Source organism: Plantibacter lichenum (assembly GCF_050587525.1).
Taxonomy (GTDB): Bacteria; Actinomycetota; Actinomycetes; order Actinomycetales; family Microbacteriaceae; genus Plantibacter.
Genome location: NZ_JBOBFT010000003.1, coordinates 136,726 through 161,031, shown reverse-complemented (window position 1 = coordinate 161,031; position 24,306 = coordinate 136,726). Strand labels below are relative to the sequence as shown.

At 67.9% G+C, this 24,306-nt stretch carries 27 protein-coding genes and 1 tRNA gene; 7 read left to right on the top strand and 21 right to left on the bottom strand.

All coding sequences use genetic code 11. The annotated features are described in order from the left end of the window. Nucleotides 1-139 precede the first annotated feature (139 nt). The 3 genes from ACQ3HB_RS06100 to ACQ3HB_RS06090 form a co-directional block, all read right to left on the bottom strand. On the bottom strand, nt 140-1,228 hold the full coding sequence (locus ACQ3HB_RS06100) for a fatty acid desaturase family protein (RefSeq protein WP_430918921.1): 1,089 nt from the start codon (nt 1,226-1,228) through the stop codon (nt 140-142). Nucleotides 1,229-1,369: 141 nt separating this feature from the next. Next, nucleotides 1,370-2,137, bottom strand: coding sequence for a TetR/AcrR family transcriptional regulator (locus ACQ3HB_RS06095; protein WP_430918691.1), 768 nt, complete (start codon nt 2,135-2,137; stop codon nt 1,370-1,372). A gap of 59 nt (nt 2,138-2,196) precedes the next feature. Next, nucleotides 2,197-2,991 (bottom strand): inositol monophosphatase family protein, encoded by a 795-nt coding sequence (locus tag ACQ3HB_RS06090; protein ID WP_430918689.1) that lies wholly within the window; start codon nt 2,989-2,991, stop codon nt 2,197-2,199. Nucleotides 2,992-3,257: 266 nt separating this feature from the next. Here ACQ3HB_RS06090 and ACQ3HB_RS06085 point away from each other — a divergent pair, with 266 nt between their 5' ends. Together ACQ3HB_RS06085 and ACQ3HB_RS06080 are read left to right on the top strand one after the other, a co-directional pair. Then, complete coding sequence (locus tag ACQ3HB_RS06085) at nt 3,258-4,052, top strand: IclR family transcriptional regulator (RefSeq protein WP_430918687.1); 795 nt, start codon at nt 3,258-3,260, stop codon at nt 4,050-4,052. After that, entirely contained in the window at nt 4,049-5,083 is a 1,035-nt protein-coding gene (locus ACQ3HB_RS06080) for a zinc-dependent alcohol dehydrogenase (protein ID WP_430918685.1), read from the top strand. Before ACQ3HB_RS06085 ends, ACQ3HB_RS06080 begins: the two co-directional genes overlap by 4 nt. Before the next feature lie 12 nt (nt 5,084-5,095). On the opposite strand, the gene ACQ3HB_RS06075 is transcribed toward ACQ3HB_RS06080, so the two are convergent. The 6 genes from ACQ3HB_RS06075 to ACQ3HB_RS06050 form a co-directional block, all read right to left on the bottom strand. After that, nucleotides 5,096-5,899 (bottom strand): carbohydrate ABC transporter permease, encoded by an 804-nt coding sequence (locus ACQ3HB_RS06075; RefSeq protein ID WP_430918683.1) that lies wholly within the window; start codon nt 5,897-5,899, stop codon nt 5,096-5,098. 10 nt (nt 5,900-5,909) lie between these two features. Then, complete coding sequence (locus tag ACQ3HB_RS06070; protein WP_430918681.1) at nt 5,910-6,830, bottom strand: carbohydrate ABC transporter permease; 921 nt, start codon at nt 6,828-6,830, stop codon at nt 5,910-5,912. Nucleotides 6,831-6,904: 74 nt separating this feature from the next. Beyond that, complete coding sequence (locus ACQ3HB_RS06065) at nt 6,905-8,227, bottom strand: ABC transporter substrate-binding protein (RefSeq protein WP_430918679.1); 1,323 nt, start codon at nt 8,225-8,227, stop codon at nt 6,905-6,907. Nucleotides 8,228-8,363: 136 nt separating this feature from the next. Then, nucleotides 8,364-9,509 (bottom strand): ABC transporter ATP-binding protein, encoded by a 1,146-nt coding sequence (locus ACQ3HB_RS06060; RefSeq protein ID WP_430918677.1) that lies wholly within the window; start codon nt 9,507-9,509, stop codon nt 8,364-8,366. 337 nt (nt 9,510-9,846) lie between these two features. Beyond that, nucleotides 9,847-10,731 carry a hypothetical protein gene (locus ACQ3HB_RS06055; protein WP_430918675.1) on the bottom strand — a complete coding sequence of 295 codons (885 nt, stop codon included), beginning with the start codon at nt 10,729-10,731 and terminating at the stop codon, nt 9,847-9,849. Next, nucleotides 10,728-10,913, bottom strand: a complete 186-nt coding sequence (locus ACQ3HB_RS06050) for a hypothetical protein (protein WP_430918673.1) — start codon at nt 10,911-10,913, stop codon at nt 10,728-10,730. Before ACQ3HB_RS06050 ends, ACQ3HB_RS06055 begins: the two co-directional genes overlap by 4 nt. Before the next feature lie 153 nt (nt 10,914-11,066). Here ACQ3HB_RS06050 and ACQ3HB_RS06045 point away from each other — a divergent pair, with 153 nt between their 5' ends. The 4 genes from ACQ3HB_RS06045 to ACQ3HB_RS06030 all read left to right on the top strand — a co-directional run bounded on the left by ACQ3HB_RS06045 (nt 11,067) and on the right by ACQ3HB_RS06030 (nt 15,008). After that, the gene (locus ACQ3HB_RS06045) at nt 11,067-12,008 is read left to right on the top strand and encodes a ComEC/Rec2 family competence protein (protein ID WP_430918672.1); all 942 of its coding nucleotides are present in this window, start codon (nt 11,067-11,069) and stop codon (nt 12,006-12,008) included. A gap of 79 nt (nt 12,009-12,087) precedes the next feature. Next, nucleotides 12,088-12,966 (top strand): helix-turn-helix domain-containing protein, encoded by an 879-nt coding sequence (locus tag ACQ3HB_RS06040; protein WP_430918670.1) that lies wholly within the window; start codon nt 12,088-12,090, stop codon nt 12,964-12,966. 91 nt (nt 12,967-13,057) lie between these two features. Then, nucleotides 13,058-14,056, top strand: a complete 999-nt coding sequence (locus ACQ3HB_RS06035) for an ABC transporter substrate-binding protein (protein WP_430918669.1) — start codon at nt 13,058-13,060, stop codon at nt 14,054-14,056. Continuing rightward, nucleotides 14,043-15,008 carry a siderophore-interacting protein gene (locus tag ACQ3HB_RS06030; RefSeq protein ID WP_430918667.1) on the top strand — a complete coding sequence of 322 codons (966 nt, stop codon included), beginning with the start codon at nt 14,043-14,045 and terminating at the stop codon, nt 15,006-15,008. Before ACQ3HB_RS06035 ends, ACQ3HB_RS06030 begins: the two co-directional genes overlap by 14 nt. Before the next feature lie 30 nt (nt 15,009-15,038). Here ACQ3HB_RS06030 and ACQ3HB_RS06025 read toward each other — a convergent pair whose 3' ends face one another. The 12 genes from ACQ3HB_RS06025 to rplU form a co-directional block, all read right to left on the bottom strand. Further along, nucleotides 15,039-15,542, bottom strand: coding sequence for a metallophosphoesterase family protein (locus tag ACQ3HB_RS06025; RefSeq protein WP_430918665.1), 504 nt, complete (start codon nt 15,540-15,542; stop codon nt 15,039-15,041). Nucleotides 15,543-15,588: 46 nt separating this feature from the next. Then, nucleotides 15,589-16,374: a metal-dependent hydrolase gene (locus ACQ3HB_RS06020; protein WP_430918663.1), complete on the bottom strand. Its 786-nt coding sequence runs from the start codon at nt 16,372-16,374 to the stop codon at nt 15,589-15,591. 139 nt (nt 16,375-16,513) lie between these two features. Next, nucleotides 16,514-16,586, bottom strand: a tRNA-Ala gene (locus tag ACQ3HB_RS06015). Between the two features lie 99 nt (nt 16,587-16,685). Next, nucleotides 16,686-17,063 (bottom strand): ribosome silencing factor, encoded by a 378-nt coding sequence (gene rsfS, locus ACQ3HB_RS06010; RefSeq protein WP_430918660.1) that lies wholly within the window; start codon nt 17,061-17,063, stop codon nt 16,686-16,688. Nucleotides 17,064-17,118: 55 nt separating this feature from the next. Next, nucleotides 17,119-18,351, bottom strand: coding sequence for a hypothetical protein (locus ACQ3HB_RS06005; RefSeq protein WP_430918658.1), 1,233 nt, complete (start codon nt 18,349-18,351; stop codon nt 17,119-17,121). Further along, nucleotides 18,348-18,977, bottom strand: a complete 630-nt coding sequence (nadD, locus tag ACQ3HB_RS06000; protein ID WP_430918920.1) for a nicotinate-nucleotide adenylyltransferase — start codon at nt 18,975-18,977, stop codon at nt 18,348-18,350. Before nadD ends, ACQ3HB_RS06005 begins: the two co-directional genes overlap by 4 nt. 44 nt (nt 18,978-19,021) lie before the next feature. Further along, nucleotides 19,022-19,231, bottom strand: a complete 210-nt coding sequence (locus ACQ3HB_RS05995) for a hypothetical protein (protein ID WP_430918656.1) — start codon at nt 19,229-19,231, stop codon at nt 19,022-19,024. A gap of 47 nt (nt 19,232-19,278) precedes the next feature. Continuing rightward, nucleotides 19,279-20,577 (bottom strand): glutamate-5-semialdehyde dehydrogenase, encoded by a 1,299-nt coding sequence (locus ACQ3HB_RS05990; protein WP_430918654.1) that lies wholly within the window; start codon nt 20,575-20,577, stop codon nt 19,279-19,281. Nucleotides 20,578-20,631: 54 nt separating this feature from the next. Further along, nucleotides 20,632-21,417 carry a glutamate 5-kinase gene (proB, locus tag ACQ3HB_RS05985; protein ID WP_430918652.1) on the bottom strand — a complete coding sequence of 262 codons (786 nt, stop codon included), beginning with the start codon at nt 21,415-21,417 and terminating at the stop codon, nt 20,632-20,634. Then, entirely contained in the window at nt 21,414-22,964 is a 1,551-nt protein-coding gene (gene obgE / locus ACQ3HB_RS05980) for a GTPase ObgE (protein ID WP_430918650.1), read from the bottom strand. Before obgE ends, proB begins: the two co-directional genes overlap by 4 nt. 119 nt (nt 22,965-23,083) lie before the next feature. Then, nucleotides 23,084-23,341: a 50S ribosomal protein L27 gene (rpmA, locus tag ACQ3HB_RS05975; RefSeq protein ID WP_430918648.1), complete on the bottom strand. Its 258-nt coding sequence runs from the start codon at nt 23,339-23,341 to the stop codon at nt 23,084-23,086. 20 nt (nt 23,342-23,361) lie between these two features. After that, nucleotides 23,362-23,670: a 50S ribosomal protein L21 gene (rplU, locus tag ACQ3HB_RS05970; protein ID WP_430918646.1), complete on the bottom strand. Its 309-nt coding sequence runs from the start codon at nt 23,668-23,670 to the stop codon at nt 23,362-23,364. A 345-nt stretch (nt 23,671-24,015) separates the two neighbouring features. Between rplU and ACQ3HB_RS05965 the strand changes: the two genes are divergently transcribed. Further along, complete coding sequence (locus ACQ3HB_RS05965) at nt 24,016-24,306, top strand: DUF4031 domain-containing protein (protein ID WP_430918644.1); 291 nt, start codon at nt 24,016-24,018, stop codon at nt 24,304-24,306.

Here is a 24,306-nt window from a genome sequence, read left to right as displayed (position 1 = left end):
AGCGAATAGTGAAGATGATAAACCGATGAGAATTCGCGTGCAGTGGGGCTGCGCCCTCGCCGACCGGGCCGCAACGCGACAACGCCCCGATTCCGCCGGTGGAGGCGGTGTCGGGGCGCTGGGCGATGCTGCGTCGCGACTAGTCGCGACGACGGAACGAGTTGACCATCGGGCAGTCGAACGGATCGCGAGCGGCCAGTCCGACCCGGTTCAGGTAGCGGATGACCATGCCGTAGGACGCGAAGACCGTGGTCTGCGTGTACGAGATGTCGTTCTCGGCGCAGAACTGCTGCACGATCTGCTGCGTGCGGCGAAGGCTCGGACGCGGCATGTTCGGGAACAGGTGGTGCTCGATCTGGTAGTTCAGACCGCCCATGAAGCCGTCGACGAACCAGCTGCCGCGGACGTTGCGCGACGTGAGGATCTGCCGGGTGAGGAAGTCGACGCGCGTGCCGGCCGGGATGAGGGGCATGCCCTTGTGGTTCGGGGCGAACGAAGCACCCATGTAGAGGCCGACGACGGCGACCTGCACACCGAGGAAAGCGAAGCCCATTCCGATCGGCATGACCGTGAAGACGAGCCAGAACAGCAGAGCGAAGCGGGCGACCAGGAGGCCGATCTCGAGCCAGCGGTTCTTGAACGGGGCCTTCTGCGTGACGGCGACGATGCCGTGGCGGTGCAGGTTGAGGCCCTCGAGCAGCAGGAGGGGGAAGAACAGGTAGCCCTGGCGCTGGGTGATCCAGCGGACGAGGCCACGGCTCTCGACGGCGTCCTCTTCGAGGAAGGAGATCGTGTCCTTCTCGATGTCGGGGTCGCGGCCGATCGTGTTCGGGTTGGCGTGGTGCCTGGTGTGCTTGTTCATCCACCAGCCGTAGCTCATCCCGACGACGAAGTTGGCGAGGACGACGCCGACCTTGTCGTTGAGTGTTCCGGAGGCGAAGATCTGGCGGTGCGCGGACTCGTGGGCGAGGAACGCGAACTGCGTGAGGATGACACCCATGATCGCTGCGACGAGCAGCTGCCACCAGGAATCACCGAGGAGCACCATCGCGGTGACGGCGCCGGCGAGGGCCAGCGTGCACACACCGAAGACCATGCCGTAGAAGGCATATCTGCGCTCGAGGAGGTTCTCGGCCTTGACCGCCCTGGACAGGACGGCGTACGCGCTGTTCTTCGGGTCGACGGGATCCTTGCGGAGGCCGGCCGTCAGGATGACGCGGGATTCCATGAGTGCCAAGGTGGGGCTCCAGACTGCGACCGGTACGTCCGGCAACGGTTTCAGCCTAGGAACAGCCCCGTTTCGACGCGTCACACCCGAGGGGTGTTTGCGACCCCCTACGCCGGTAGGGGGTCGAGTCAGGTGCGCGGTTCAGGCGCTTGAGCCGGCCTGCGCGGTCAGCCCGATGAGCTGGGTCGAGAGGTACTCCCGGAGGTTCGCTTCGAAGGACAGGTGCTCCGGGTTCGTGCCCAGTTCGGCGGCGGCCTGCGCCACCTCGGGGGTCGGCGAGGCGAAGGACCAGAGGCCCGCCACGATGATGAGGACCCCGCCCGCGAAGGATTCGGCGGCAGCGTCGTCGAGTTCCGGGAAGCGTGCCGCGACGAGTGCGGCGAAGCGCTCGGAGTGCGCGTGCGCCCGTCGTTTGAAGTCGCGCGCGAACTCGATCGTGATGTTCCGTTCGAGCACACTCGACATGACGCTGATGAGCTCACAGAGCAACGCGTTCGTCGCGAGGGCCTCCGCGAGCACCCCGGCGACGCGTCGTTCTTCCGCGAATGCGCCCGACCGGGGCGTCGGCGGCGGCGGCGATGGCGAGGTCGCCGTCACTACCGGCCTGACCGGCGAGGTGTGAGGCGCGGACCCCGGCTGAGGGTCCGTCGCCTCGAGCGCGACACGCACCTCGTCGACCCAGCTCGTCCAGCTCTCGTCGAGGATCTCGAGGAAGATCGCTTCCCTGCTGTCGAAGTAGCGGAGGACGTTGGACTTCGCGAGGCCGACCCGTTCGCTCAGCTCACGAAGACTGATCTCCGCCACAGGACGCTCGCCGAGCATGGTCCTGGCGGTCTCGAGGATCGCCGTCCGGCGCGCCTCGACCTGCTCGGGCCGCCGCGCCCGTTGGAAGTGCAGCGACGTGGTCATCGTGGAATTCTATCAGCCCGCTGGTCTCTTGCCGCTGGATGCGACCCTCGATCCCGCGCTCACACCCTCGCTCCGAGCGCATCGATCAGAGCTGCTCCCGCCGCGAGGACGAGTTCGCCGTCCGGCGCACCGCCCGCCCCGTTGCGGACGCTTCCTCCCGCCTCTCGCACGATGAGCGCACCTGCGGCGTAGTCCCACGGCCCCAGTCTGCGCTCGTAGTAGGCGTCCAGCCGCCCCGCGGCGACGAGGCACAGGTCCGTCGCCGCCGAACCGCCCATGCGCAGATCGCGCACGTCGGGGGCGAGGCCGGCGATGGTCTCCGCCTGCTCCCGCCGAACCAGTCGGTCGTAGGCGAGTCCCGTCGAGACGAGAGCGAGGTCCAGACGGTCTTCCCTGCTCGCGGCGATGGGGGCGCCATCGGCCGTCGCTCCCCCGTCCCTGGTCGCTGCGAACGTCACCTGCTCCGTGCACACGACGACGACTCCGACGAGAGCGGTCCACTCCGCGGGCTCGGGAGGACCCGACACCGCTGCGATGCTCACCGCGTACGGCCCAGCGCCGTAGAGGTAGTTCACGGTGCCGTCGAGCGGATCCACGATCCACGTGACCCCGCTCGTCCCGGGGAGCCCTGCCGCTGCGCTCTCCTCGCCGAGGAACCCGTCGTCCGGCCGGGCGGCCAGGATCATCGAGCGGATGAGGGCCTCGGCGTCGCCGTCCGCGCGAGTGACGATGTCGAGTTCAGAGCTCTTCGTCGCGATGACGGACACCCCACTCGCCCGACGGGCCCTGAGGAGTTCGGACGCGGCCTCGGCCGCCTCGGTCGCAATGGCAAGCAAGTCGCCGTGATCGTTCATCCGTCGTCGTCGCTCTCGTCCGGTCGATGCCGTATGCACGACATTCGTTCTGCTCCACGAAACCGTGTGCTGAGCAAGCGAACCAGTGCTCGATGACGCAGGAGCCTCCCCCAGATGCCCGCAACGTGAATTCTTGGTGCACAACCACCGCGACGTGGCCGATTCCGGCTCGGATCTCGCTAGTTTGGGAGCACCGGCACCGACTCGTGTAGACGGACCGAGCCGCGATGATGCGGTGAGACAGAACCCGGTTCGAAAGGATCACGATGCCAGAGGACTCCTCCGAGGCCGCCCGCAGCTACACGGTGGGGAGCGTCGCACGCGCCCTCGGCGTCATCGACATCGTCGCCGCCGGTCCGCTCACCGGCATCACCCTGACCGAACTCACGAAGCAGCTCGGGACCTCGAAGAGCACCGCGTACTCGCTCGCGAGAACGCTCGTCGACGCCGGGTACCTGCGGGACGTGCAGCCCGGGCCGCGATACCGCCTGGGCATGGCCCTCGTCCGGCTCGGCGACCGAGCGGCCGCAGCGCACCCGCTCGCCGAGATCGTCAAGCCCGTCCTGCACGATCTCAGCCGACGCACCCAGATGACGGCTCGCGCCGCCATCAACGATGACGGCTATCCGATGTTCATCTCGCGTGTCGACGCGCCCGGCAACGTCCGCTTCCACACCCCGATGGGCGTCCGGGAGCTGCCGCACTCGTCCGCCGCCGGCAAGGTCATCCTCGCGAATCTCCCGGTCGCCGACATGGAGCGCATCGTGGAGGAGACGGGCCTTCCGTTCCGCACCCGCAAGACGATCACGTCCATGGCAGAGCTGCGGGAGGAGCTGGATCTCACCCGCGATCGAGGGTATGGCATCGACGACGAGGAGGACCAGGACGGCGTCTTCTGCATGAGCGCCCCCGTCTACAGCCACAACGGAACGATCGTCGGCGCACTGTCGGTCACGGGGCTCAAGGTGGAACGCTCCGACCGACGGGTCGCCGAACTCGGCAATCAGCTCCGTAAGGCGGCTGCGCAGATCACCGCCCAACTCACCGGTCGCGCCCTGTGACGGATCACTCGGCCGTTCGCGCGCTCGAAGTCGCCGAACCCGGGAGCATCGCGCTCGTCGACCGTCCGGACCCGATCGCCATGACGACAGCTTCAGCCTCGGGCGGCTCCTCCCTGAAGCCCGTCAAGCCGCTCCTGGTGGGCCTGTGCGGAACGGATCTCGACATCATCGACGGGCTCGTCGATGAAGCGTTCGTCACCTACCCGATCGTCCTCGGCCACGAATGGGTCGGCGAAGCCCTCGGCCCGAACGACGAGCCTCGCCGAGTGATCGCCGAAGGCATCGTCCCCTGCACGATGTGCGACGACTGCCGACGAGGCGCGACGAACCTCTGCGCCGTGTACGACGAGTACGGCTTCACCCGGGACGGTGCCGCCGCCGGCCGCGTGCTCGTTCCCGAGCGGCTGCTCCACGACATCGGTGGGAACGTGTCCATCGAGTCCGCCGTCCTCGCGGAGCCGGCCGCAGTGGTGCACCACGCCCTCGAACGTGCACGACCTGAGCCCGGAGCGCGGGTCCTCGTCGTCGGCGACGGCACCATCGCGCTGCTCGCTGCCCACCTCGTCCGTTCATGGCGGCCGTCAGTCGTCGACGTCAGGGGCCGCAGGACCGCTCAACTCGGACTCGTCGAGCGCGCCGGAGCGGATCGGTTCCTGCTCGACCAGCCGGGCTCGACCGGCCAGACCGGATCCTACGACCTGGTCATCGACGCCGCCGGCAGTCCCGAGGCGTCTGCCGCGGCCGTGCGGTCCCTCGAACGGGGCGGCACGCTCGTCGCCCTCGGCTATCTGGGTCGGGGCGTCACCGTTCCGCTCACGGTCGACGACCTCATCAACCGCGAACTCAGCGTGCTCGGGAGCTTCGCGTCGACGAGCGAGGACTGGCGCTCCATCGCATCCCGCCTGAACGACGACACGCTCGACCTGTCCTGGCTCGTCACGCACCGGTTCCCCCTCCCGGAGTTCAGAGCGGCGATCGAGGAACTGCGCAGGCCGACCGGGGCACGAGGCAAGATCGTCCTCGTGCCCTGACCGGCAGTCCGGTCACTTGATGCCGGAGCGCAGGAAGCTGTTGATGAATCCGCGCTGTCCGATGAGGAAGGCTGCGAGCAGCGGCGCGATCACGATGACGGTCCCCGCCGCCATCCGCGGGAAGTCGAGTCCCGTCTCCGGCGCGAGGAACCGGACGAGTCCGACCGTGATGGGCCTCGTCGCATCCGTCGTCGCGACGATGAGCGGCCAGAGGAAGTTGTTCCACTGGGTGGACACCGAGACGAGCGCATAGGCGATGATGCTCGGCTTCGCGGCCGGGATGAAGACCTTCCAGAGGATCTCGAGTCGCGAGGCGCCCTCGACCTGTGCGGCTTCGACGAGCTCGTTCGGCACCGTCAGGAACGCCTGCCGCAGGAAGAAGATGCAGAACGCGCTCGCGACGTAGGGCAGCCCGATGCCCGTGATCGTATCGAGCAGGCCGAGCGAGGCGACCGTGCGATAGTTCTCCGACATGAACACTTCAGGGAAGATCATCAACTGGATGAGCACGAAGACGAACAGGGCGTCCTTGAACGGGAAGCCGTACCGTGCGAAGGCGTAGGCGGCGAGGACGCCGATCACGAGTTGCGCTCCGGTGATGCCGACGACGAGGAGCGTCGTGTTGAGGTAGTACTGCCCGAACGGCGCCCGCTCCCAGGCGTTCACGAGGTTCTCGAAACCGAAGGAGACTCCGGCCGGCGATTCCACGATGAACGCCCGGACGATGACGTAGGCGAGCGGCGCGAGCCAGAGGAGGCCGGCGACCCACGCGAGCGCCATCTCGACGCGGTCGGACACGGTGAGGATGCGATCCATGTGCGGATTCCTAGCGGTAGTGGATCTTGCGATCGATCAGGCGGATCTGCACGACGGCGAGCACCACGAGTACGGCGACGACCACGAGGGAGATCGCGGCGGCGTACTGTGGCCAGTGCTGAGAGAACGCCACACGGTAGATGTAGAACAGCAGCAGGGTGCTCGCGTTGTCCGGACCGCCCTGCGTCATGACGAAGACGAAGTCGACGGTCTTGATGCTGTCGGAGAGCGCGACGACGGCAGCGAAGAGCGTCGTCGGCATGAGCAGGGGGAAGCTCACCTTCCAGAAGTGGCGGAACTTGCTCGTGCCCTCGAGCTGCGACGCCTCTTCGAGTTCCGGATCGATCGCCTGGAGACCCGCGAGGTAGAAGATCATGAAGAACCCGGCCTCCTTCCACACCATCATGACCATGAGCGACGGCAGCACGAGTGAGGGGTCGCCCAGCCAGTTCGGGGTCGGCAGGCCGAGCGCACCCAGGATGCTGTTGAACACGCCGATGTTGGGTTGGTAGAAGTACATCCAGATCACGGCGATCGCGACGACCGGGAGGATGGCGGGTGCGAACACGCCCGCTCGGAGGAATCCGCGCCCGCGCATCTGCTGATGCAGGAGGACGGCGAGGAACATCGCCAGGCCGAGTGAGATCGGAACCGTGAGGAGCGAGAACGCGAGGTTGTTCGTCACGGAACGGAGGAACACCTCGTCCGTCCCGAGCGCTGCGTAGTTGTCGAGGGTGAACGCGTCGCCGGCCCGGTTGCTGAAGCTGCTCACGATCGATGCGAGCATCGGCTTGACCGTGAACAGGACGAGGAAGACGAGGGCCGGGACGAGCAGGAGGTAGGCGAAGGCCGTGTCCGGCAGACGACGGCCGACCCGGAAGACGTTCCGGGTCGGCCGCCGCTGGCCGGGCGCCACTGGGGCGTCGATCATGTGGTGAACCGATCAGTGAGGGGTGCGATCAGCGGGTGTGCACACGGTGCGTGCGCGTGAAGGGTGCCGTGACCCTATTTGTGGGTGGCGAGGATCGCGTCGATGTCCTTCTGCGCCTTCTCGAGCGCCGTCTTCGCGTCGGCGCCGCTCAGGAGGACGGACTGCAGTGCCGGTGCGAGCGTCTGGTAGACGACTCGGTCGCGGTCGTAGGTCGCCATCTCGGGGATCGCGTCGGCGACGGCGTCGTGCGCCGCCTGCGCCTGCGGGAACTCCTTGACGTAGTCCTGCATCGCCTGCGTGTTCCAGGCGGCGTCGGAGGTGGCGATGTAGCCGGACTTCACGGAGACGTCCGCTGCGCGCTCGGGAGTGGTGAGGAACTTGGCCAGGGTGACCGCGGCGGCCTGCTGCTCCTTGGACACACCGGCGTTGAACAGCATCAGGCTGCCGCCGCCCGTGGGGGCTCCGACGCCGTCGCCCGCCGGAAGCGCGGAGACGCCCCAGTCGAAGCCGGCCTTCTGCTGGATCGTGCCCATCCGGCCGGACGTCGTCCAGAGGATGCCCGTCTGACCGGCGAGGAAGTCGTCGGTCGAGGTGCCCCAGGCCACTTCGGTGTCGGGTGCGACACCTTCGGTCTTGCCGAGCGACGCCCAGAACTCGAGCGCCTTGACGTTCTCGGGGGTGTCGAGCGTGACCTTGGTTCCTGCTGCGTTGCTGATCGCACCGTCACCGCCGGCCTGCTGGACGAGCGCCTGGTAGAGCCAGTACGCGGTGCCGGTCGAGGTGGGGATGAAGACGCCCCACTTGGCGCCGGCCTTCTCCTGGAGCGCTTTCGCGTCCGCGACGAGCGCGTCCCAGCTGTCCGGGGCCTTCTCCGGGTCGAGGCCTGCCTTCGTGAAGAAGTCCTTGTTCCAGTACTGGACGATGGTGGACCGCGCGAACGGGACCCCCCACACGGTGTCCTTGTCGTCGACCGAATTGGACATGAACTGCGGGTAGAACCCGTCGAGCCACTTCTTGTCGTCGTCGCTCGTCAGGAAGTCGTTCCAACTCGTGACGGCCTTGCGCTCCACGAGGTCGTGCATGAACGACTGGTCCATGATCGCGAGCGCGGGCGCCTTGTTGCCGTCGATCGCCGTGTTCACGGCCGTGAGCGTCTGGTCGTAGTCCCCGGAGTACACGCCCTTGACGTGGATGTTCGGGTACTCCTTCGCGAAGTCCTTGAGGTAGCCGTCGATGAGGGTGCCGAGTGTACCGACCTGGTCCGGGTAGTAGAAGTCGATGCTCACCTCCTTCGAGGAGGCGTCGTCGGAGGCCGGCGACGCGCAGCCGGCGAGGAGCGACGTGGCGATGACCGCTGTACCGGCGACCGTGAGGAGGTTTCGTCGGGTGAATGACATGGGACTGGTGGTCCTTTCTGGAACCGTACTCGGGTGTGCGACAGGTGTGATGCGAAGGGATGGTGCTGGACGAACTGCTGAGGGATGGATGCGTGGGTGACCGGGCCGGGCGGTTCAGGCGCCTGGGCGAACCCGGTCAGGCGGTGGCGGCGAGTGCGCGGGAGACCGCCGGATCGATGCGCTGTTCGCTCGTGCGGTCGAAGACGTGCACGTGGCGAAGGGGAACCTCGAGGACGTCGACGTCCGGCAATGGTTCGCTGGCCTTGACGCGGACTTGGACCCGGCTCCCGCCTACGCTGTAGCTCACGAGCCGGTCCGCGCCGAGGAGTTCCTGGCGACCGACGACCGCCGGGAGCGCGAGCATCGACCGCATCGGGTCGATGTCAGAGGTCGCGCCGGCGCGGCCGACGATCACGTCCTCCGGTCGGATGCCGATGAGGAGGTCGCCCGGGAGTCCGGAGCCGTGGCGCGCCAGGAGCGCAGCGCCGTCGACGCGTGTTCCATCCGTGAGCACGAGGTCTCCTCCGTCCCGGTGGGCCGGGAGGAGGTTCATGGGCGGCGAACCGATGAAGCGTGCGACCGCCGCCGACGCCGGCCGCGCGTACAGTTCATCGGGCGACGCGATCTGGTCGACGCCGCCGTCGCGCATGACGACGACGCGATCCGCCATCGTCATCGCCTCGACCTGATCGTGGGTGACGTAGAGGACGGTCAGTCCGAGGCGCTGCTGGAGGTCGCGCAGTTCGGTGCGCATCTCCGCGCGGAGTCGCGCGTCGAGGTTCGAGAGCGGCTCGTCCATGAGGATGAGCTCTGCACCGCTCACGATGGCGCGACCGAGGGCCACCCGCTGCCGCTGGCCGCCCGACAGCTGGCCCGGTCGTCGCGTCAGGTACGGTTCGAGTTGCAGCTGGCGCGCCGCGTCCCGCAGTCGGCTGTTCCGCTCCTCTTTCGAGAGGTGGCGTACTTTGAGGCCGAAGACGATGTTCTCCGCGACGCTCAGGTGAGGGAAGAGCGCGTAGTTCTGGAACACCATCGCGAGTCCGCGCTCCGAACTGGGGACCGCGGTGACATCGCGTTCGCCGATCGTGACACTGCCGGTCTCGGTGCGTTCGAGCCCGGCGACGATGCGGAGGGTCGTGGACTTGCCGCAGCCGCTCGGTCCGAGGATCGCCGCGAACTCGCCGCTCGGGACGGTGAACCCGACATCGTGCAGGGCGAGATGCTTCGCACCCCGGGCGCCCGGGTAGGACTTCGAGAGTGAGCGGAGGGTGACGTCTGGCACGGCTGTCCTTGCGGGTTCGGGAGGGTGAGTCGTTGTGTTCGGGAGCGCAGAACCGGGGTTTGCGCTCGTGAACACAGTGGCAGAGTCAACCCGTCCTCCCGGAGGCGGGGACACGACGGAAGCGTGAACAACACGTGAATGTCAGGGCAGCCGTTCGCGGTGCGACCGCCGCAGCAAGCACGACCGGGCCCGGCACGACCCGACACGGCCCAGCACGACTCAGCACGACTCAGCGCAGAACGATGTCGACCCGCATGACGAACGGCCCGTCATCCACCCCGTGCGGGTCGATGGCGGGCCGTTCAGGCGACAAGCGCGCGGAGCCGGTGGACGGCTCTCAGCCGACGATCGCGTAGTGCTGGAGGTAGAGGTTGACGGACTTCCATCCGGAACCGACGTTCAGGACGTGCAGCTGTCCGCCCGCGGCGCCGAGGTCGACGGCGGCGATGCCCTGCACCTCGTCCTTCGGCTCGACGTCCTGGTGGAGCTCCCAGGCGACCGCGCCCGTCGTCGTGTCGATGGAGTACACGGACTTGTCCCCGGAACCGTCGACCGAGGCGTACAGCTTGCCCTGGAACATCGCGGCGCCCTGGATGCGGCTGAGCGGCTGCGAGAGCGTGATGGTCGAGACGACGGGCAGCGTCGCACCCGCGGGAAGCGTCAGCAGGTCGTTCAGGCTGTACGCGATCAGGCGGTTCGTGCCGTCGGCGACGCTCTGGTTCCACGGCGCCGTGTAGACGAGTCCGGCCGCCTTGTCGACGGCGACCCACGGCACCCCGCCGGGCATCGTCGCGAGAGGGAGCTGCACGTACCGTCCGGTGTAGCCGAGCGAGTTCGCGTCGTAGAGCGCGAGCAACGGGTGCTGGTAGTCCTTGCCGTCTTCGAGCGGGGCGACGACGAGGCCGTCGGTGTAGTCGATGTCGCCGATGTGGTCGCTCTTGAACGTTCCGCTGAGCGCGGACGGGATGGCCGCGGCGTTGGACGCGAGCTTGTTGTCGCCCGCGATCGTGGCCTTCACGAGGCTGTAGGGGCCGCTGTAGTAGAAGTTCGTGTTGTCCGTGGCGATGCCCTGGCCGCGCTCGAGCGCGCTGAGCAGCGACCAGCGCTGGTAGTCGGACGTGCGCGTCCAGGTCGCTGCGTTCGCGGCGAGCGGCGCCGCAGTGACGCCGATCGCCGCGGCCACGATGATGGCCAACGCGGCACGGATGGGGGTGGATTTCACGGGAGACCTCCGGAGTCGAACTCGAGCGTGCCCCGATCGAGGCACACGGCAACCGAAGCAGCCCCTGCGCGACCGGACAACGACGCATCGGTGAACATGCCGGGAGGCCGCTGTGAACGCAGGATGGCCGGGCCGATGCTCCACATCGTGGGCCCGTGGAGACTCGCGGAAGCGGGGTGCATGGGTTCGCGAGCGTCGAACCTTCGTTCGGGGGTTCGCGCGTCCCCGATTCCAAGCGTTCATCTCCCGCTCCCCGGGCGGACACCGACGCCGGACACACTGACAGCGGCTCCCGTGAGGACGGGAACCGAGCAGAGCAGGGAAAGGAGCGGTCGATGCGCGTGCACGTGCTCAACGTCGGCCAGGGCAGCTGCACCGTCATCATCGGCGACACGGGAGCCGTCACGATCGTCGACGGTGGCGACGAGCGAGCGTGGCCGGGACGCGTCGACGTCCTGACCTGGCTGCAGGCCAACGGGATCACCCGCATCGAGACGTTGATCCTGACCCATCTGCACCGCGACCACGCCCAGGGATTGCTCGCCATCGCCGGATCGATCCCAATCGGCGTCGCCCACCTGCCGTATTCGCGCTTCGCCGCCCCGCGACCGTCCACTGCATGGCTCGACGGTTTCGTGCGCAATGCCGACGTGGATTCCCCGCACGGCCACCTGCAGCTCGTCACGGAATACCTCGCGCTGCTCGATGAGCTGGACCGCTCCGGGACACCGGTGATCACCGCGGATTCGAGCTGTCGGCTGCCGATCTGGCGGGACGCCGGGTGGACGCTCGAGCAGCTGTTCCCGCGGACAGGCGACGAGCGCGGAACCCCGGCGCTCGTGGCCGCCCTCGGCGACGCCGACGACGCGTCGCTCTCCACGCTCCTCCACGATCTCTCCGAGCACACGAACGACGAGTCGGCGGTCTTCATCCTCAGTCGCGACGATGACACGGCGCCACCCGTCGTGTTCTCGGGCGACCAGTGCGGGTCCGAATCCAGATGGCGCGCGATCGCCGCGCGCGCGGATCTCACGGGATGCATCTGGTTCCTCCCCCATCACGGAGCCCCGGACGGCCCGTCGGCGGCCTTCGTGGCCGAGCTCGCCCCGGCGATGCTCGTCGCTTCCGCCGCCGATCGAGGGGTCGCCGAGGTCTCGGCGTACTGGGCCGAGCTCGAGACCGAGACGGGCAGACCGGTCATCACGACGCACCGGTTCCCCGGCGCGGAGCGCTCCGTCCACGAGTACGACGGGCTCACCGTCAGCGTCGGCGGCTGACGCTCCGCAGTGTGGGCCGGCCGCGCCGAACATCGCCCCATCGGAACACCGCGCACCTGTCGCTCAGTATGGTCGAAGCATGAGCATCCCCTCTCCGAGTCGCGAGCTGACCGTCGACGACCCGCTCGAAGCGATCGCCGTGTGGGAGCGGGCGCAGTTGCCGGACAATCCGGTCGCCTCGATCCGGCTCGCGTCGCACCGGATAGACACACCTCGATCACAGCTCGAGGGCCAGTCGTGGCCCCTGCACGCCCACCGCGCGCACGAACTCCTGTGGGGCATCGACGGCCTCGTGACCGTGAGCACACCGTCCGCCTTCTACGCCGTTCCGGGCGGAGCGAGCATCTGGATCCCGGCAGACGTTCCTCACGAGGTGCACGCCGGAGCCGGCAGCTCGCTCCTCTGCAGCTGGTTCGCCGCCGACGAGCCGAGGAACGGGCTCGACGAGGTCTCCGTGCTCGTCCCACCGGTCCTGCTCGATCACGTGCTCACCCACCTCATGCAGGACGGCTTGAGCGATGCGGCCCGGGCCAACGCCGAAGCCTTCGCGCTCGACCTCCTCGAGCCCACGCCCCGCCTCAGGGTGGACCTGCCGCTCCCCACCTCGCCGTGGCTCCGCGTCGTCACGGACGCCATCATCGCGGACCCCTCCGATGCGCGCACGGTCGAGGCCTGGGCCGAGGAGTGCAGTGTGAGCGTCCGCACCCTCATGCGGAGATTCGCGACGGAGACCGGCATGCCGCTGTCGCGCTGGCGTGCGGACGCGCGAATCAGGTTCGCCATCCAGCGCCTCACGCTTGGCGACGGCGTGCAGTCCGTCGCGCGTGCGACCGGCTTCCGCACGGCCGCCGCCTTCGGGGCCGCGTTCCGGCGCCGCACCGGGGTCACGCCCGGCATGTTCGCTCGGCGAGGCATCACCACCGTGCCCGTTGACCGATCTGCGATGCAGGTCGACTGATTCACGCGGCGAAACCCGCCGTTCGGACTTGCCCGCCCCTTGAGCACTCGACACAATTAGGTAACCCTTACCTCATTCGATGGAGTTCGCCGTGCCCAGATCCCCTCACTCCCCCGCACTCACGCGCGTGGTCCGCACTCTCTCCGCCGGCATCGGCGTCGTCCTGTCCGCCGCCCTGTTGTCCGCGTGCGGCACGTCTGCGGGAGCGTCGACCAGCGCAGACGTCCCCATGCACACGATCGAGACGACGTACGGCACGGTCGAGGTGCCGGTCGCGCCCAAGCGCGTCGTGGCTGCCTCCTACGACACCCCGTGGCAGCTCATGTCGCTCGGTGTGACGCCAGCGGGAACGCAGGACTACGGGAAGTGGATCAAGGAGTTCACGACAGCGCAGCAGGACTTCGTGAAGGGCGTCCCGACGATCGGTTCGTACGGCGAGTCGAAGTTCGAAGCGATCGCCGCCATCAAGCCCGACCTCATCGTCGGGGACGCCGACGAGATCGACGCGGACACCTTCAAGCGGTTGTCGAGCATCGCGCCGACCGTCATCGCCAAGGGTGACAGCCGCGGTGACTGGGCGACGATCACGGAGCAGCTCGCCGAGGCCGTCGGGAAGACCGACGCGTGGAAGCAGGCGCGCACGACGTACACCGAGACCCTCACGAAGCTCAAGACCGATTACGCGGAGGTCATCGCGAACAACACGTGGGTGCACTTCTCCCTGGGCGACGGCCCCGGGCAGTTCTCGATCCAGGAGCCGACCGGCTCGATCGGCAACCTCGTCGTCAACGAGGTCGGCCTGAAGCCGGGCAGCAGCGTTCCCGACCAGAAATCGGATGCCGGCTACAGCTCATACCCGTTCGAGCAGATCGGCAGTGTCTTCGGCGGCGTCACGGTCGCCATCCACCCGCTGAACGCCGATGGCAGTCTTGTGCCCGGCATCCAGGACGTCCTCGACAACGAGCTGTTCACGAGGCTCCCCGTCTCGACCGAGCACCACGTCTTCGGCCTCCGCACGAGCATCACCGACTACGTCACGGCGACCGAGTGGCTGCACGAACTCGAAGGATCCGTGCTTGCGAAGCTCTGAGCGGCCGATCTGGTATCTCGCGTCGGTCATCACGACGCACCGACTGAGCAGCCGGATGATGCGGGTCACGCTCGGCCCTGCGGAGCAGTCCGCGGAACCGGACCATGCAGTGCTCGACCTCGACGCCTTCGTCTCGTCCGGCCGCCCCGACGAGTTCGTCACCCTGCTGCTGCCGACCGCGGGCGCCCCGGCGGCATCGGTACGATCCCTGCTCGTCGAGACGGCGGAGGGAACCGCCGCGGAGCCGTCCGCCGAGATCACGACGCGGTACTACTCGATCCGACGGTGGGACCCACTGGCGCACACCGTCGACATCGACTTCGTGCTCCACGGCCACGGTCCCGCCGCGAGCTGGGCTCTCAACGCGTCCCCGGGTGAAACGATCGCGCTCGGCGAACCGCGCGGACACCACACACCTCCCGCGGACACGGACTGGATCGCGCTCGTCGGCGATGCGACGGCGCTCCCCGCCATCGCGCGGATCCTCGAGTTCCACGCGGATCGCCCGGACGATCCGCCGATCACGGCGGTCATCGACGTCGGCGAGGACGACGAGCACGTGCTCGCCCATCGCCCCCAGGACCGGATCGTCTGGATGCACGGCTCCCGCGGCCTCGCGAGGGCCGACTCCCACGACGGCCCGGATGCGGCCGACCTTCCCGAAGCGGTCCGAGCGCTGACCGAACGGGACGGCATCGGCTACGTCTGGTTCTCCGGCGAGGCCTCCCAGATGCGGACGATCCGATCCCGCCTCCGCCACACCCTGCGACTGCCGACCGCGCGTTGGCAGACGATGGCGTACTGGCGGAAGGACGCGGAGCGGTGGCGACGACGCTACGAACAGCTCGATCCCGCGACGACGCAGCTCCTGGAGGCGATCTACACGTCGGAAGAAGACGACGAGGTCATGAGGGACCGCGCGGAAGCCGTGTTCGTGGCGAATGGCCTCTGACTCGGCTCTCGGAGACTGAGTCGGGCGTGCTCAGCGGGAGACCTCCACGAGGTGCACCTCGCTCACGGCGCCGGAGTCCGCGACGAGCGTCATCATCGAGCAGACGGGCTGCCGGCGACGATCCGTCGGCGAGCCCGGATTCAGCAGTCGGAGGCCCGATGACGCCGTCGTGTCCCACGGGATGTGACTGTGTCCGAACACGAGCACGTCCGTGTCGGGGTACTCCGCCATGGCGCGCGTCTCCCTCCCCGCTGCTCCCCCGGTCTCGTGCACGACGGCGAACCGCAGCCCCTCCACCTCGAACCGGTTGACGAGGGGAAGTCGAGCGTGCAACTCGGGCCCGTCGTTGTTCCCCGCGACGCCGACGAGACGCTTCGCGCGTGCCTCAATGGCGTCGAGCGTCGGCACGTCGACCCAGTCCCCCGCGTGCACCACGAGGTCGGCGGTGTCGATCGCATCCCACACGACCTCTGGAAGAGCCTTCGCGCGTTTCGGCAGATGGGTGTCCGAGATGAGGAGGATCGAGGTCGCCATCACCCCATGCTGCCACGGCTTGCGTGGCGAGACCCGTACCGCGATCTCAGAACAACGCCGTCACATCGACGCCGAATGCGCGGAACGACTCGTACCCGAGCCCCGCGAACACGTAGGCCGCGAGGACGATGCCGAGCACGGCTTCACGGATCGAGCCGGCATTCCCGAGCAGCGGGACGGCGATGTAGCCGTTCGGCAGCCAGATGCGGTTGAGGACCGGCGTGCGGCGGAGCCTTCTCGGCGGCCGCGGCTTGATGGGCCAGAGCAGGCCCGGCAGTCCGCCCGTGGTCAGCAGATCGCCGACCAGGTGGGCCAGGAAGCCGAGGACCACCGCGACCGGGAACCACTCGACACTGCCCGGAGCCAGCAGCACGACGGCGAGACCGACGATCCCGCCGAGCATCCAGGCCGCCGACCAGCTGCGGACGACCGCGCGCGCTTTGACGGCGAAGCAGACGAGTGCGGCGGCCCCGAGTGCCGTCCCGATCGAGAACGTGCCGAGGTGGTCCGTCGTCAGCGTCAGCAGGGTGAGCGCCCATGCGAGGAAGCCAACGATGACGGCGCCGACGAGTGAGTGCGCACCGTGGCGGTGTCCGCCGGAGACACTTCCGACCACGCCGGTCGCGAGACGGCCGAGGACCGGCACGGAATGCGAGATCGTCGCGCTGTGGTGATCCGCATCGGGCAACAGGGCCGCACCGGAGCACACGAACGAGCCGACGATGACCGCGACGGGATCAAGCGGATGCAGCTCGGTGACGAGCAACGGCATCGTCCCGGTGACGGCGATCCACGCCGCGGCACCGCTCGTCGCATGCGTGACACCCATCATGACGGCGTGCGATTCCTTCCGTCGGCGGCGTCGCGACCGCGGGCCCGCAGAGCGCGTGGCTGAACGAAACGTGGCTTAACGAAGAAGGCCCAACCGTGTTCGAAAAGCTCGAAATCGGTTGGACCTTGTTCACTCTGGGTGGATCTGAGGGGACTCGAACCCCTGACCCCCTGCATGCCATGCAGGTGCGCTACCAGCTGCGCCACAGACCCAGATTGTTCCCGCTCGCGCGGAAGCAACTCATCTAGATTACTACATCCTGGAGGTGGTTTTGACCACTTCGGCGCAGAACCCGATGCTGGATGATCGAATTACTGGACCGGCTGCGGTTCACTCGAGGTGAGCGGCAGGACCGGGCAATCCTTCCAGAGGCGCTCGAGCGAGTAATACACGCGCTCCTCCTCGTGGAAGACGTGCACGACGACCTCGCCGAAGTCGAGGAGGATCCAACGACCCTCCGATTTGCCCTCGCGGCGAAGCGTCTTGGTGCCGGCCTGGTTCAGCTGGTCCTCGACCTCGTTCGCGATGGCGATGACGTTCCGCTCGCTGCGGCCGGTCACCAGCAGGAAGGCGTCGACGAAGGGCAGCGGACCCGACACGTTCAGGGCGATGAGGTCGTCGCCGCCCTTGGACTCGGCGGCGGTCGCTGCGCGTTGGACGATCTCGATCGTGTTGTCGGCCAGGGTCATGTGGTGCGCTCCTCTGCCGACGCGTGGTCACGCGCCGGATCGTGGTGTGACGGGATCAAAACGCCCCGCTGAAGTATCCGATGACGAGCACGGCGAGCACGCCGGCGGCGAGCACCGCTGCGGCGATCGCCAAGGTCATCAGCAGTTTGTTGCTCTGATTCGTGGTGGCCGGCACGACGTCGCGTGCATTGCCGTGGCTGCTGACAGCCTTGCTGGCCGAGACGGGAGACGCCGCTGTGACGGAGGCGGGCATCTCGTCGGACTCGAAGAGCTTGTCGACGTCTGCACCGTCGAAGTGGTTGGGGTCCTGGCCGGATGCGCCGAGCCCGCGGGGCAGTTCGATCGAACCCGTGATGAGGATCTCACCGGTCGTGTTCGATGTGGCGCCAGGGGTCGCCTGTTCCGGCGCGACGGGGATGATGAGCGACGAGGTCGTGACCGAGCCAGTCGCGGTGATGCCTGCGCCGAGGAGTTCCTCGAACGCGACGTCCTGTTCGGCCTGAGCCTTCTCGGCCTCGAGTGCCGCGACGAGCATCGAGTCGCGGCCGAAGCCCTTGGAGAGCGTGGATGCGGGGTCTTCGGAGATGTCGTCACGGTCGGAGACGTCGAAGATCGAACCGGTCGGCTCCGCAGCGCGTCCGCCGGTCGCCTGTTCGGCGACGGTGGGCATGGCGGAAGGGGTCGTTCCGGCGGCGGTCGTCGTGCCTGCCACGGTCTCGCGGGGTCGCGACGGCGTGGCGTCCGCGGGGACGACGGGTGGCACGGGCGCGATGGGCGTGCCCGTGGGCGCGACAGCCGCCTTGGCGGCCTGCTGCTTCGGCGGCACGATCGGTTCCGGCTTCGACGGAGCGGGCTTCGGTGCACGCTTCGCCGGGGCCGAGGGCTTCGGGGCGACAGGGGTCTGACGCGGAGGGAGCGCGACGGGAGGCGCCACCTCTTCGACCGGAGGCGCGACGGGCGTCAGAACGGGCCGTTCGAGCGAGCCGGTACGCTCCAGTTCGCGGAGCTGACGACGCGTCATGCCACCGGTGGAGGTGCCTGATGGGGCAGGACTCGAAGCCGCTGCAGGAGCTGCAGGCGTCACGGGCGCAGACGGTGCCGGAGCGTCCTGCTGCGGGGCCACATCGGGGATGTTGCCGCCGGCGACGGGTTCCGTGGTGGAGGCACGACGACGGCGCGGAGCCTCGGCCTCCGTCGATTCGACGGCCTCAGGAGGCGCGCCAACGGTCTGCTGGGTCTCCCTGGCCTGACGCCGTGTGACGGGCGCGTTCTCTGGCGACGCGGTCATGAAACTTCACTCCGATACAGGTGGTGCTTGGTGATGTACTGCACGACACCGTCGGGAACCAGATACCAGACCGGAAAGCCCTTACTCACCCGGCTCCGGCAATCCGTCGACGATATCGCTAGGGCCGGAACTTCCAACAAGCTTACGTCGTGCTGTGGTAAACCCGAAACATTCAAGTCGTGTCCCGGACGACTCACAGCAACGAAGTGTGCGAGGTCCCACACCTCCGCGACGTCCTTCCAGCTGAGGATCTGGGCCACGGCGTCCGCCCCCGTGATGAAGAACAGCTCCGCGTCCGGCCGCGAGCGGTGCAGATCCCGCAGGGTGTCCACCGTGTAGGTCGGCCCGGCGCGATCCACGTCCACGCGGCTGACGGTGAACCTCGGGTTGCTCGCCGTGGCGATGACCGTCATGAGGTACCGGTGCTCGCTGTCGGTGACACCGGACTTCTGCCACGGCTGGCCGGTCGGCACGAAGACGACCTCGTCGAGGTCGAAGTGCTGTGCGACCTCGCTCGCTGCAACGAGGTGTCCGTGGTGGATGGGATCGAACGTCCCGCCCATCACGCCGATGCGTTCACGTCTGCCGGGAGTGCCCGGCGCGGAGGATTCCGCTGCAGATGCGATCACTGGGTGCTGATCAGCCGTGCGCGTGCTGGACGCTGACAGGGTCAGTGACCGTGCTCGCCGTGGGCATCGTGGGCCGCAGACTTCTGCGCGTGACGGTTGGCGACGTCGCGGTAGCTGAACGTGACGACGCCGAGGATCGCGAACACGACGAGCGCGACGGCCCCGAACACCCACGTGGGGGCGCCCAGTTCGACGGCGTGCTCGGACTCGGCGAATACCGCGGATGCAAGCGCTGAAGCGGCAAGCGACATGATCTCTCCTTCTGTGGCGTTCGGACACGCCGTGTTCAGTCTAGCGACTACTGCCGCACGTGACCTGAACCACGCACGAGCCACTTCGTACTCGTGAGCTCGGGGAGGCCCATCGGACCGCGCGCGTGCAGCTTCTGGGTGGAGATCCCGACCTCCGCACCGAAGCCGAACTCGCCGCCGTCGGTGAACCGGGTCGAGGCGTTGACCATCACGACGGCGGAGTCGACCTCGTTCAGGAATCGTTCCGCGGTGACGACGTCGTTCGTGATGATCGACTCGGTGTGCTTGGTCGAGTATCGATCGATGTGCTCGATGGCCGCGTCCACGTCGTCCACGACGCGGACGGAGATGTCGAGGGACATGTGCTCGATCGACCAGTCCTCATCGGTCGCTTCCACGGCGTCGGCGAAGATCGCGCGGGCTTCCGCGTCCGCATGGATGACGACGCCGTCCTCACGGAGAGCCGACAGGACGGGCGGCAGCAGCCGTTCGGCGGCTGAGCGGTGGACGAGCAGTGTTTCGAGCGCATTGCACACGGACGGTCGCTGGACTTTGGCGTTGCGGACGATGTCGACCGCCCAGGACTCGTCCGCGGATGCGTCGAGGAACACGTGCACGACGCCGGCCCCGGTCTCGATCACGGGGACGCTCGCCTCCTGCACGACCGTGTTGATGAGCGATGCGCTCCCCCGCGGGATCAGGACGTCCACGAGTCCGCGCGCGTTCATGAGCGCTCGTGCGCCCTCGCGACCGAACTCGTCGATCGTCTGGGCGGCGTCCCGCGGCAGCCCGACGGACTCGAGTGCTCCCTGGATGAGCGAGACGAGGACGGCGTTCGAGTGCTCCGCCGCGGTGCCTCCGCGGAGCACGACCGCGTTCCCGCTCTTGATCGCGAGCGCGGCGATGTCGACCGTGACGTTGGGGCGTGCTTCGTAGATCGCGCCGACGACGCCGAACGGCACCCGGACCTGCTCGATCTTGAGCCCGTCGGGCGTGACACTGCCGCGAACGACCTGGCCGACCGGATCGACGATCGCGACGACGTCGAGCACCGCGTCGGCGAGTGAGGCGATGCGCGCGGCATCGAGGCGCAAGCGATCCTGCAGCCCTTCGCTCAGGCCGTTCTCACGGCCGCTCGCGAGGTCGAGTCCATTCGCCTCGATGATGTCGTCGACGTGCGCACGCAGCGCGTCGGAGATCGCCACGAGCGCCCGATTCTTCTGCCCGGCGTTGGCCTGCGCCAGTAGACGCGACGCACGCTTGGCAGCCGCGAAGCGCTCCTCGATCGGGAGTCCGACTGGCGCGGCGGGCACGGCGGGCGATGCTGAGACGACTGCGTTCGACATGTTCCGATTGTAGCGACGACGCACGGAGCCGTCTCCCGCATGACGACGGTGTTGTCAGGCCCCGGCGGGCTGGAACCAGGTGCCGACCTGTTCGCCGCGCAGCGCTTCCGCCACGTTGGCGGTCGACGTCACGAGGACGGCCGTTCCTGCTTCCGCCGCGAGTCGGGCCGCGGACACCTTCGTGCCTGCTCCCCCGGTTCCGACGCCGGCGGCACCGATGTCGCCGAACGTCACGCCGTCGAGACGGTCGCCGTACGGCACGTCCTCGATCCGCACGGCGCCGGCTTCGTGCGGCGGCCTCGTGTACAACGCGTCGACGTCGCTCAGGAGCACGAGCACGTCTGCTGCGACGAGGACGGAGACGAGAGCAGCAAGACGATCGTTGTCCCCGAATCGGATCTCGTGGGTCGCGACCGTGTCGTTCTCATTGACGATGGGCAGGATGCGCAGGCCGAGCAGTCGCTCCATGGCCCGCTGCGCGTTGCTGCGGTGGCTCGGCGTCTCGAGGTCTCCTGCGGTCAACAGCACCTGACCAGCCACGATGCCGTAGCGGTCGAGGCTGTCCTGGTAGCGGTAGATGAGGAGGTTCTGCCCGACGGCCGCAGCCGCCTGCTGGGTGGCGAGGTCGCTCGGGCGGCTCTCCAGCCGCAGGAACGGCATCCCGGTCGCGATGGCGCCGGACGAGACGAGGACGATCTCCGCGCCGCGCCCGTGGCTCTCGGCGATCGCGTCGACGAGCGCTGCGATCTGGCCGGCGTTGTCGCCGCTGATCGACGACGATCCGACCTTGACCACGACTCTCGTCGCTGACCGGATGCCGCTGCGCTCCGTCACCGTCACTGCCGGTCGCCCTCCTCCGAGGTGACGATCTCCGTCGTCGTGTCCGGCTCGTCGTCGGCCCACAGGCCGGCTTCGCGTTCACGCTCGAGCTCCGCACGCGCTTCCGTCTTCGCGTCCATGCGACCGAAGTACTCCTCGCGACGCTGGTTGCGGGTGGGACGGTTGTTGGCGTCGAGACGCGCGTCGGTTCCACGAGGAGCGGTGAGGAGTTCTGCCGTGCTCGTGAGGGTCGGCTCCCAGTCGAAGACCACACCGCCGCCCGGTCCGATCATGACGGTGGCGCCTGCGACGGCGCCGGCCTTGAAGAGCTTCTCCTCGACGCCGAGCTTCGCCAGACGGTCCGCGAGGAAGCCGACGGCCTCGTCGTTAGAGAAGTCGGTCTGCGCGACCCAGCGCTCGGGCTTCGTACCGAGGATGCGGTACAGGTTGCCGTAGGTGCCGCCCTCGACCGTGACGGTGAACTTCGAGTCGTCGACGACCTTCGGCCGGAGGACGATGCGCGGCTTGGCGGCGTCGGCGGCCGCGATGACACGGCTCTCCTCGACGAGCTCACCCAGCGCGAACGACAGCTGACGGAGACCCTCGCGGGACACTGTGGAGATCTCGAACACGCGGTAGCCGCGCGCTTCGAGATCCGGCTTGATGAACTCGGCGAGTTCCTTCGCCTCCGGCACGTCGATCTTGTTGAGCGCGATGAGCTGAGGACGCTCGATGAGCGGGGTCTGACCCTCCGGGACCGGGTAGGCGGCGAGTTCGCCGAGGATGACGTCGAGGTCGGTCAGCGGGTCGCGTCCGGGCTCGAGCGTCGCGCAGTCGAGGACGTGGAGCAGAGCAGCGCAGCGCTCGACGTGGCGGAGGAACTCGAGGCCGAGCCCCTTGCCCTCGCTCGCGCCTTCGATGAGGCCGGGGACGTCGGCGACCGTGTAGCGGACTTCGCCGGCCTCGACGACGCCGAGGTTCGGGTGCAGGGTCGTGAACGGGTAGTCGGCGATCTTCGGCTTGGCGGCCGAGAGCGATGCGATGAGGCTCGACTTGCCGGCCGAGGGGTACCCGACGAGCGCGACGTCTGCAACGGTCTTCAGCTCGAGGAAGATGTCGCCTTCCCAGCCGGGCGTGCCGAGGAGGGCGAAGCCGGGGGCCTTGCGCTTCGTCGAGGAGAGCGCCGCGTTGCCGAGGCCGCCCTGGCCGCCCGGGGCGACGATGAACTCCATGCCGGGCTCATCGAAGTCGACGAGCTCCGCACCGTCGGCGTCGCGGACGACCGTGCCGACGGGGACGGGGAGAACGAGCGTCTCGCCCATGTGGCCGTTGCGGTGGTCGCCCATGCCGAAGCCGCCGGAGTCGGAGCTGCGGTGGGGTGCGCGGTGGTAGCCGAGCAGTGTGGTGACCTGTGGATCGGAGACGAGGACGATGTCGCCGCCGTGTCCGCCGTTGCCGCCATCGGGGCCTGCGAGCGGCTTGAACTTCTCGCGCTTGACGGAGACGCAGCCGTTGCCGCCGCCTCCTGCTCGCAGGTGCAGTGTGACCCGGTCGACGAATGTGACCATGGACGCCCAGCCCCTCTCTTGCTCGTGGTACCGCTCAGTCCCGGCCTCTCGGGTTCAGAACTGGCTCAGAAAAAACAGAAGGCGGGCCGAAGCCCGCCCCCTGTGGAAAACGCGTGAAGCTACAGAGCAGCGGTCACGATGTTGACGACCTTGCGACCGCCCTTGTGACCGAACTCGACCGAACCGGCTTCGAGTGCGAACAGCGTGTCGTCGCCGCCACGGCCGACGTTCACGCCGGGGTGGAAGTGGGTGCCGCGCTGGCGGACGATGATCTCGCCTGCGCCGACGACCTGGCCACCGAAACGCTTCACACCGAGGCGCTGTGCGTTGGAGTCACGACCGTTGCGAGTGGAACTCGCACCTTTCTTGTGTGCCATCTGTTCTTCTCCTCGATGCCTTACTTGATGCCGGTGATCTTGACGCGCGTGAGCTCCTGGCGGTGCCCCTGACGCTTCTTGTAACCGGTCTTGTTCTTGAACTTCTGGATGACGATCTTCGGGCCACGGAGGTTCTCGAGGACCTCGGCCGTGACCGTGATCTTCGCGAGCGACTTCGCGTCGGTGGTGACCTTGTCACCGTCGACGTGGAGCACCGCGGGGAGCTCGATCGTGCTGTCCTTGGCGGCCTTGACCTGGTCCATCGTCACGATGGTGCCGACCTCGACCTTTTCCTGCCGTCCTCCGGCGCGCACTACTGCGTAAACCACTTACGTACCCGTTCTTTGGGGAGCGAAACTGCTCCGACTGACTGTTGCTAGAAGTTACTGCACGGAAAGGCTCGAATACGTGGGACACCTTGATGGCAGAAAACCATGGGCGGAACACCGAAAGACTCAGTGCACACCAACGGTCGAGCTTACTTCATCGTGCGAGTCAGGTCAAACCAGCTGGGAGCGGTTCAGACCCTGGATCACCGAACCATTCTACCCCGGCGACTCCTGTGCAACCGCCGACCGTCATCGGCGCGTCTCCCCCGGAACACCCCGGGGTACCGCATCCCCGCTCGAGTTCCGCAGGACGCGTTCTCCCGCCACCGTTCCTAAGATGGATGAATGACCGTCCTCATCGACCCGCCGCTCTGGCCGGCGCACGATCGGCTGTGGTCGCATCTCGTGAGCGACCGGTCGATCGACGAGCTCCACGCGTTCGCCGAACGCGCCGGAGTCCCCCGCCGCGCCTTCGACCTCGACCACTACGACGTTCCCGAGGAACGCCACGCAGCACTCGTCGCGGCCGGAGCCGAGGCGGTGGACGCGCACGAACTCGTCCGGCGCCTCATCGGAAGCGGTCTGCGCGTGACGGAGCGGCAGCGGCGGGAAGCCGCTGCCGCTCCGAAACACTGA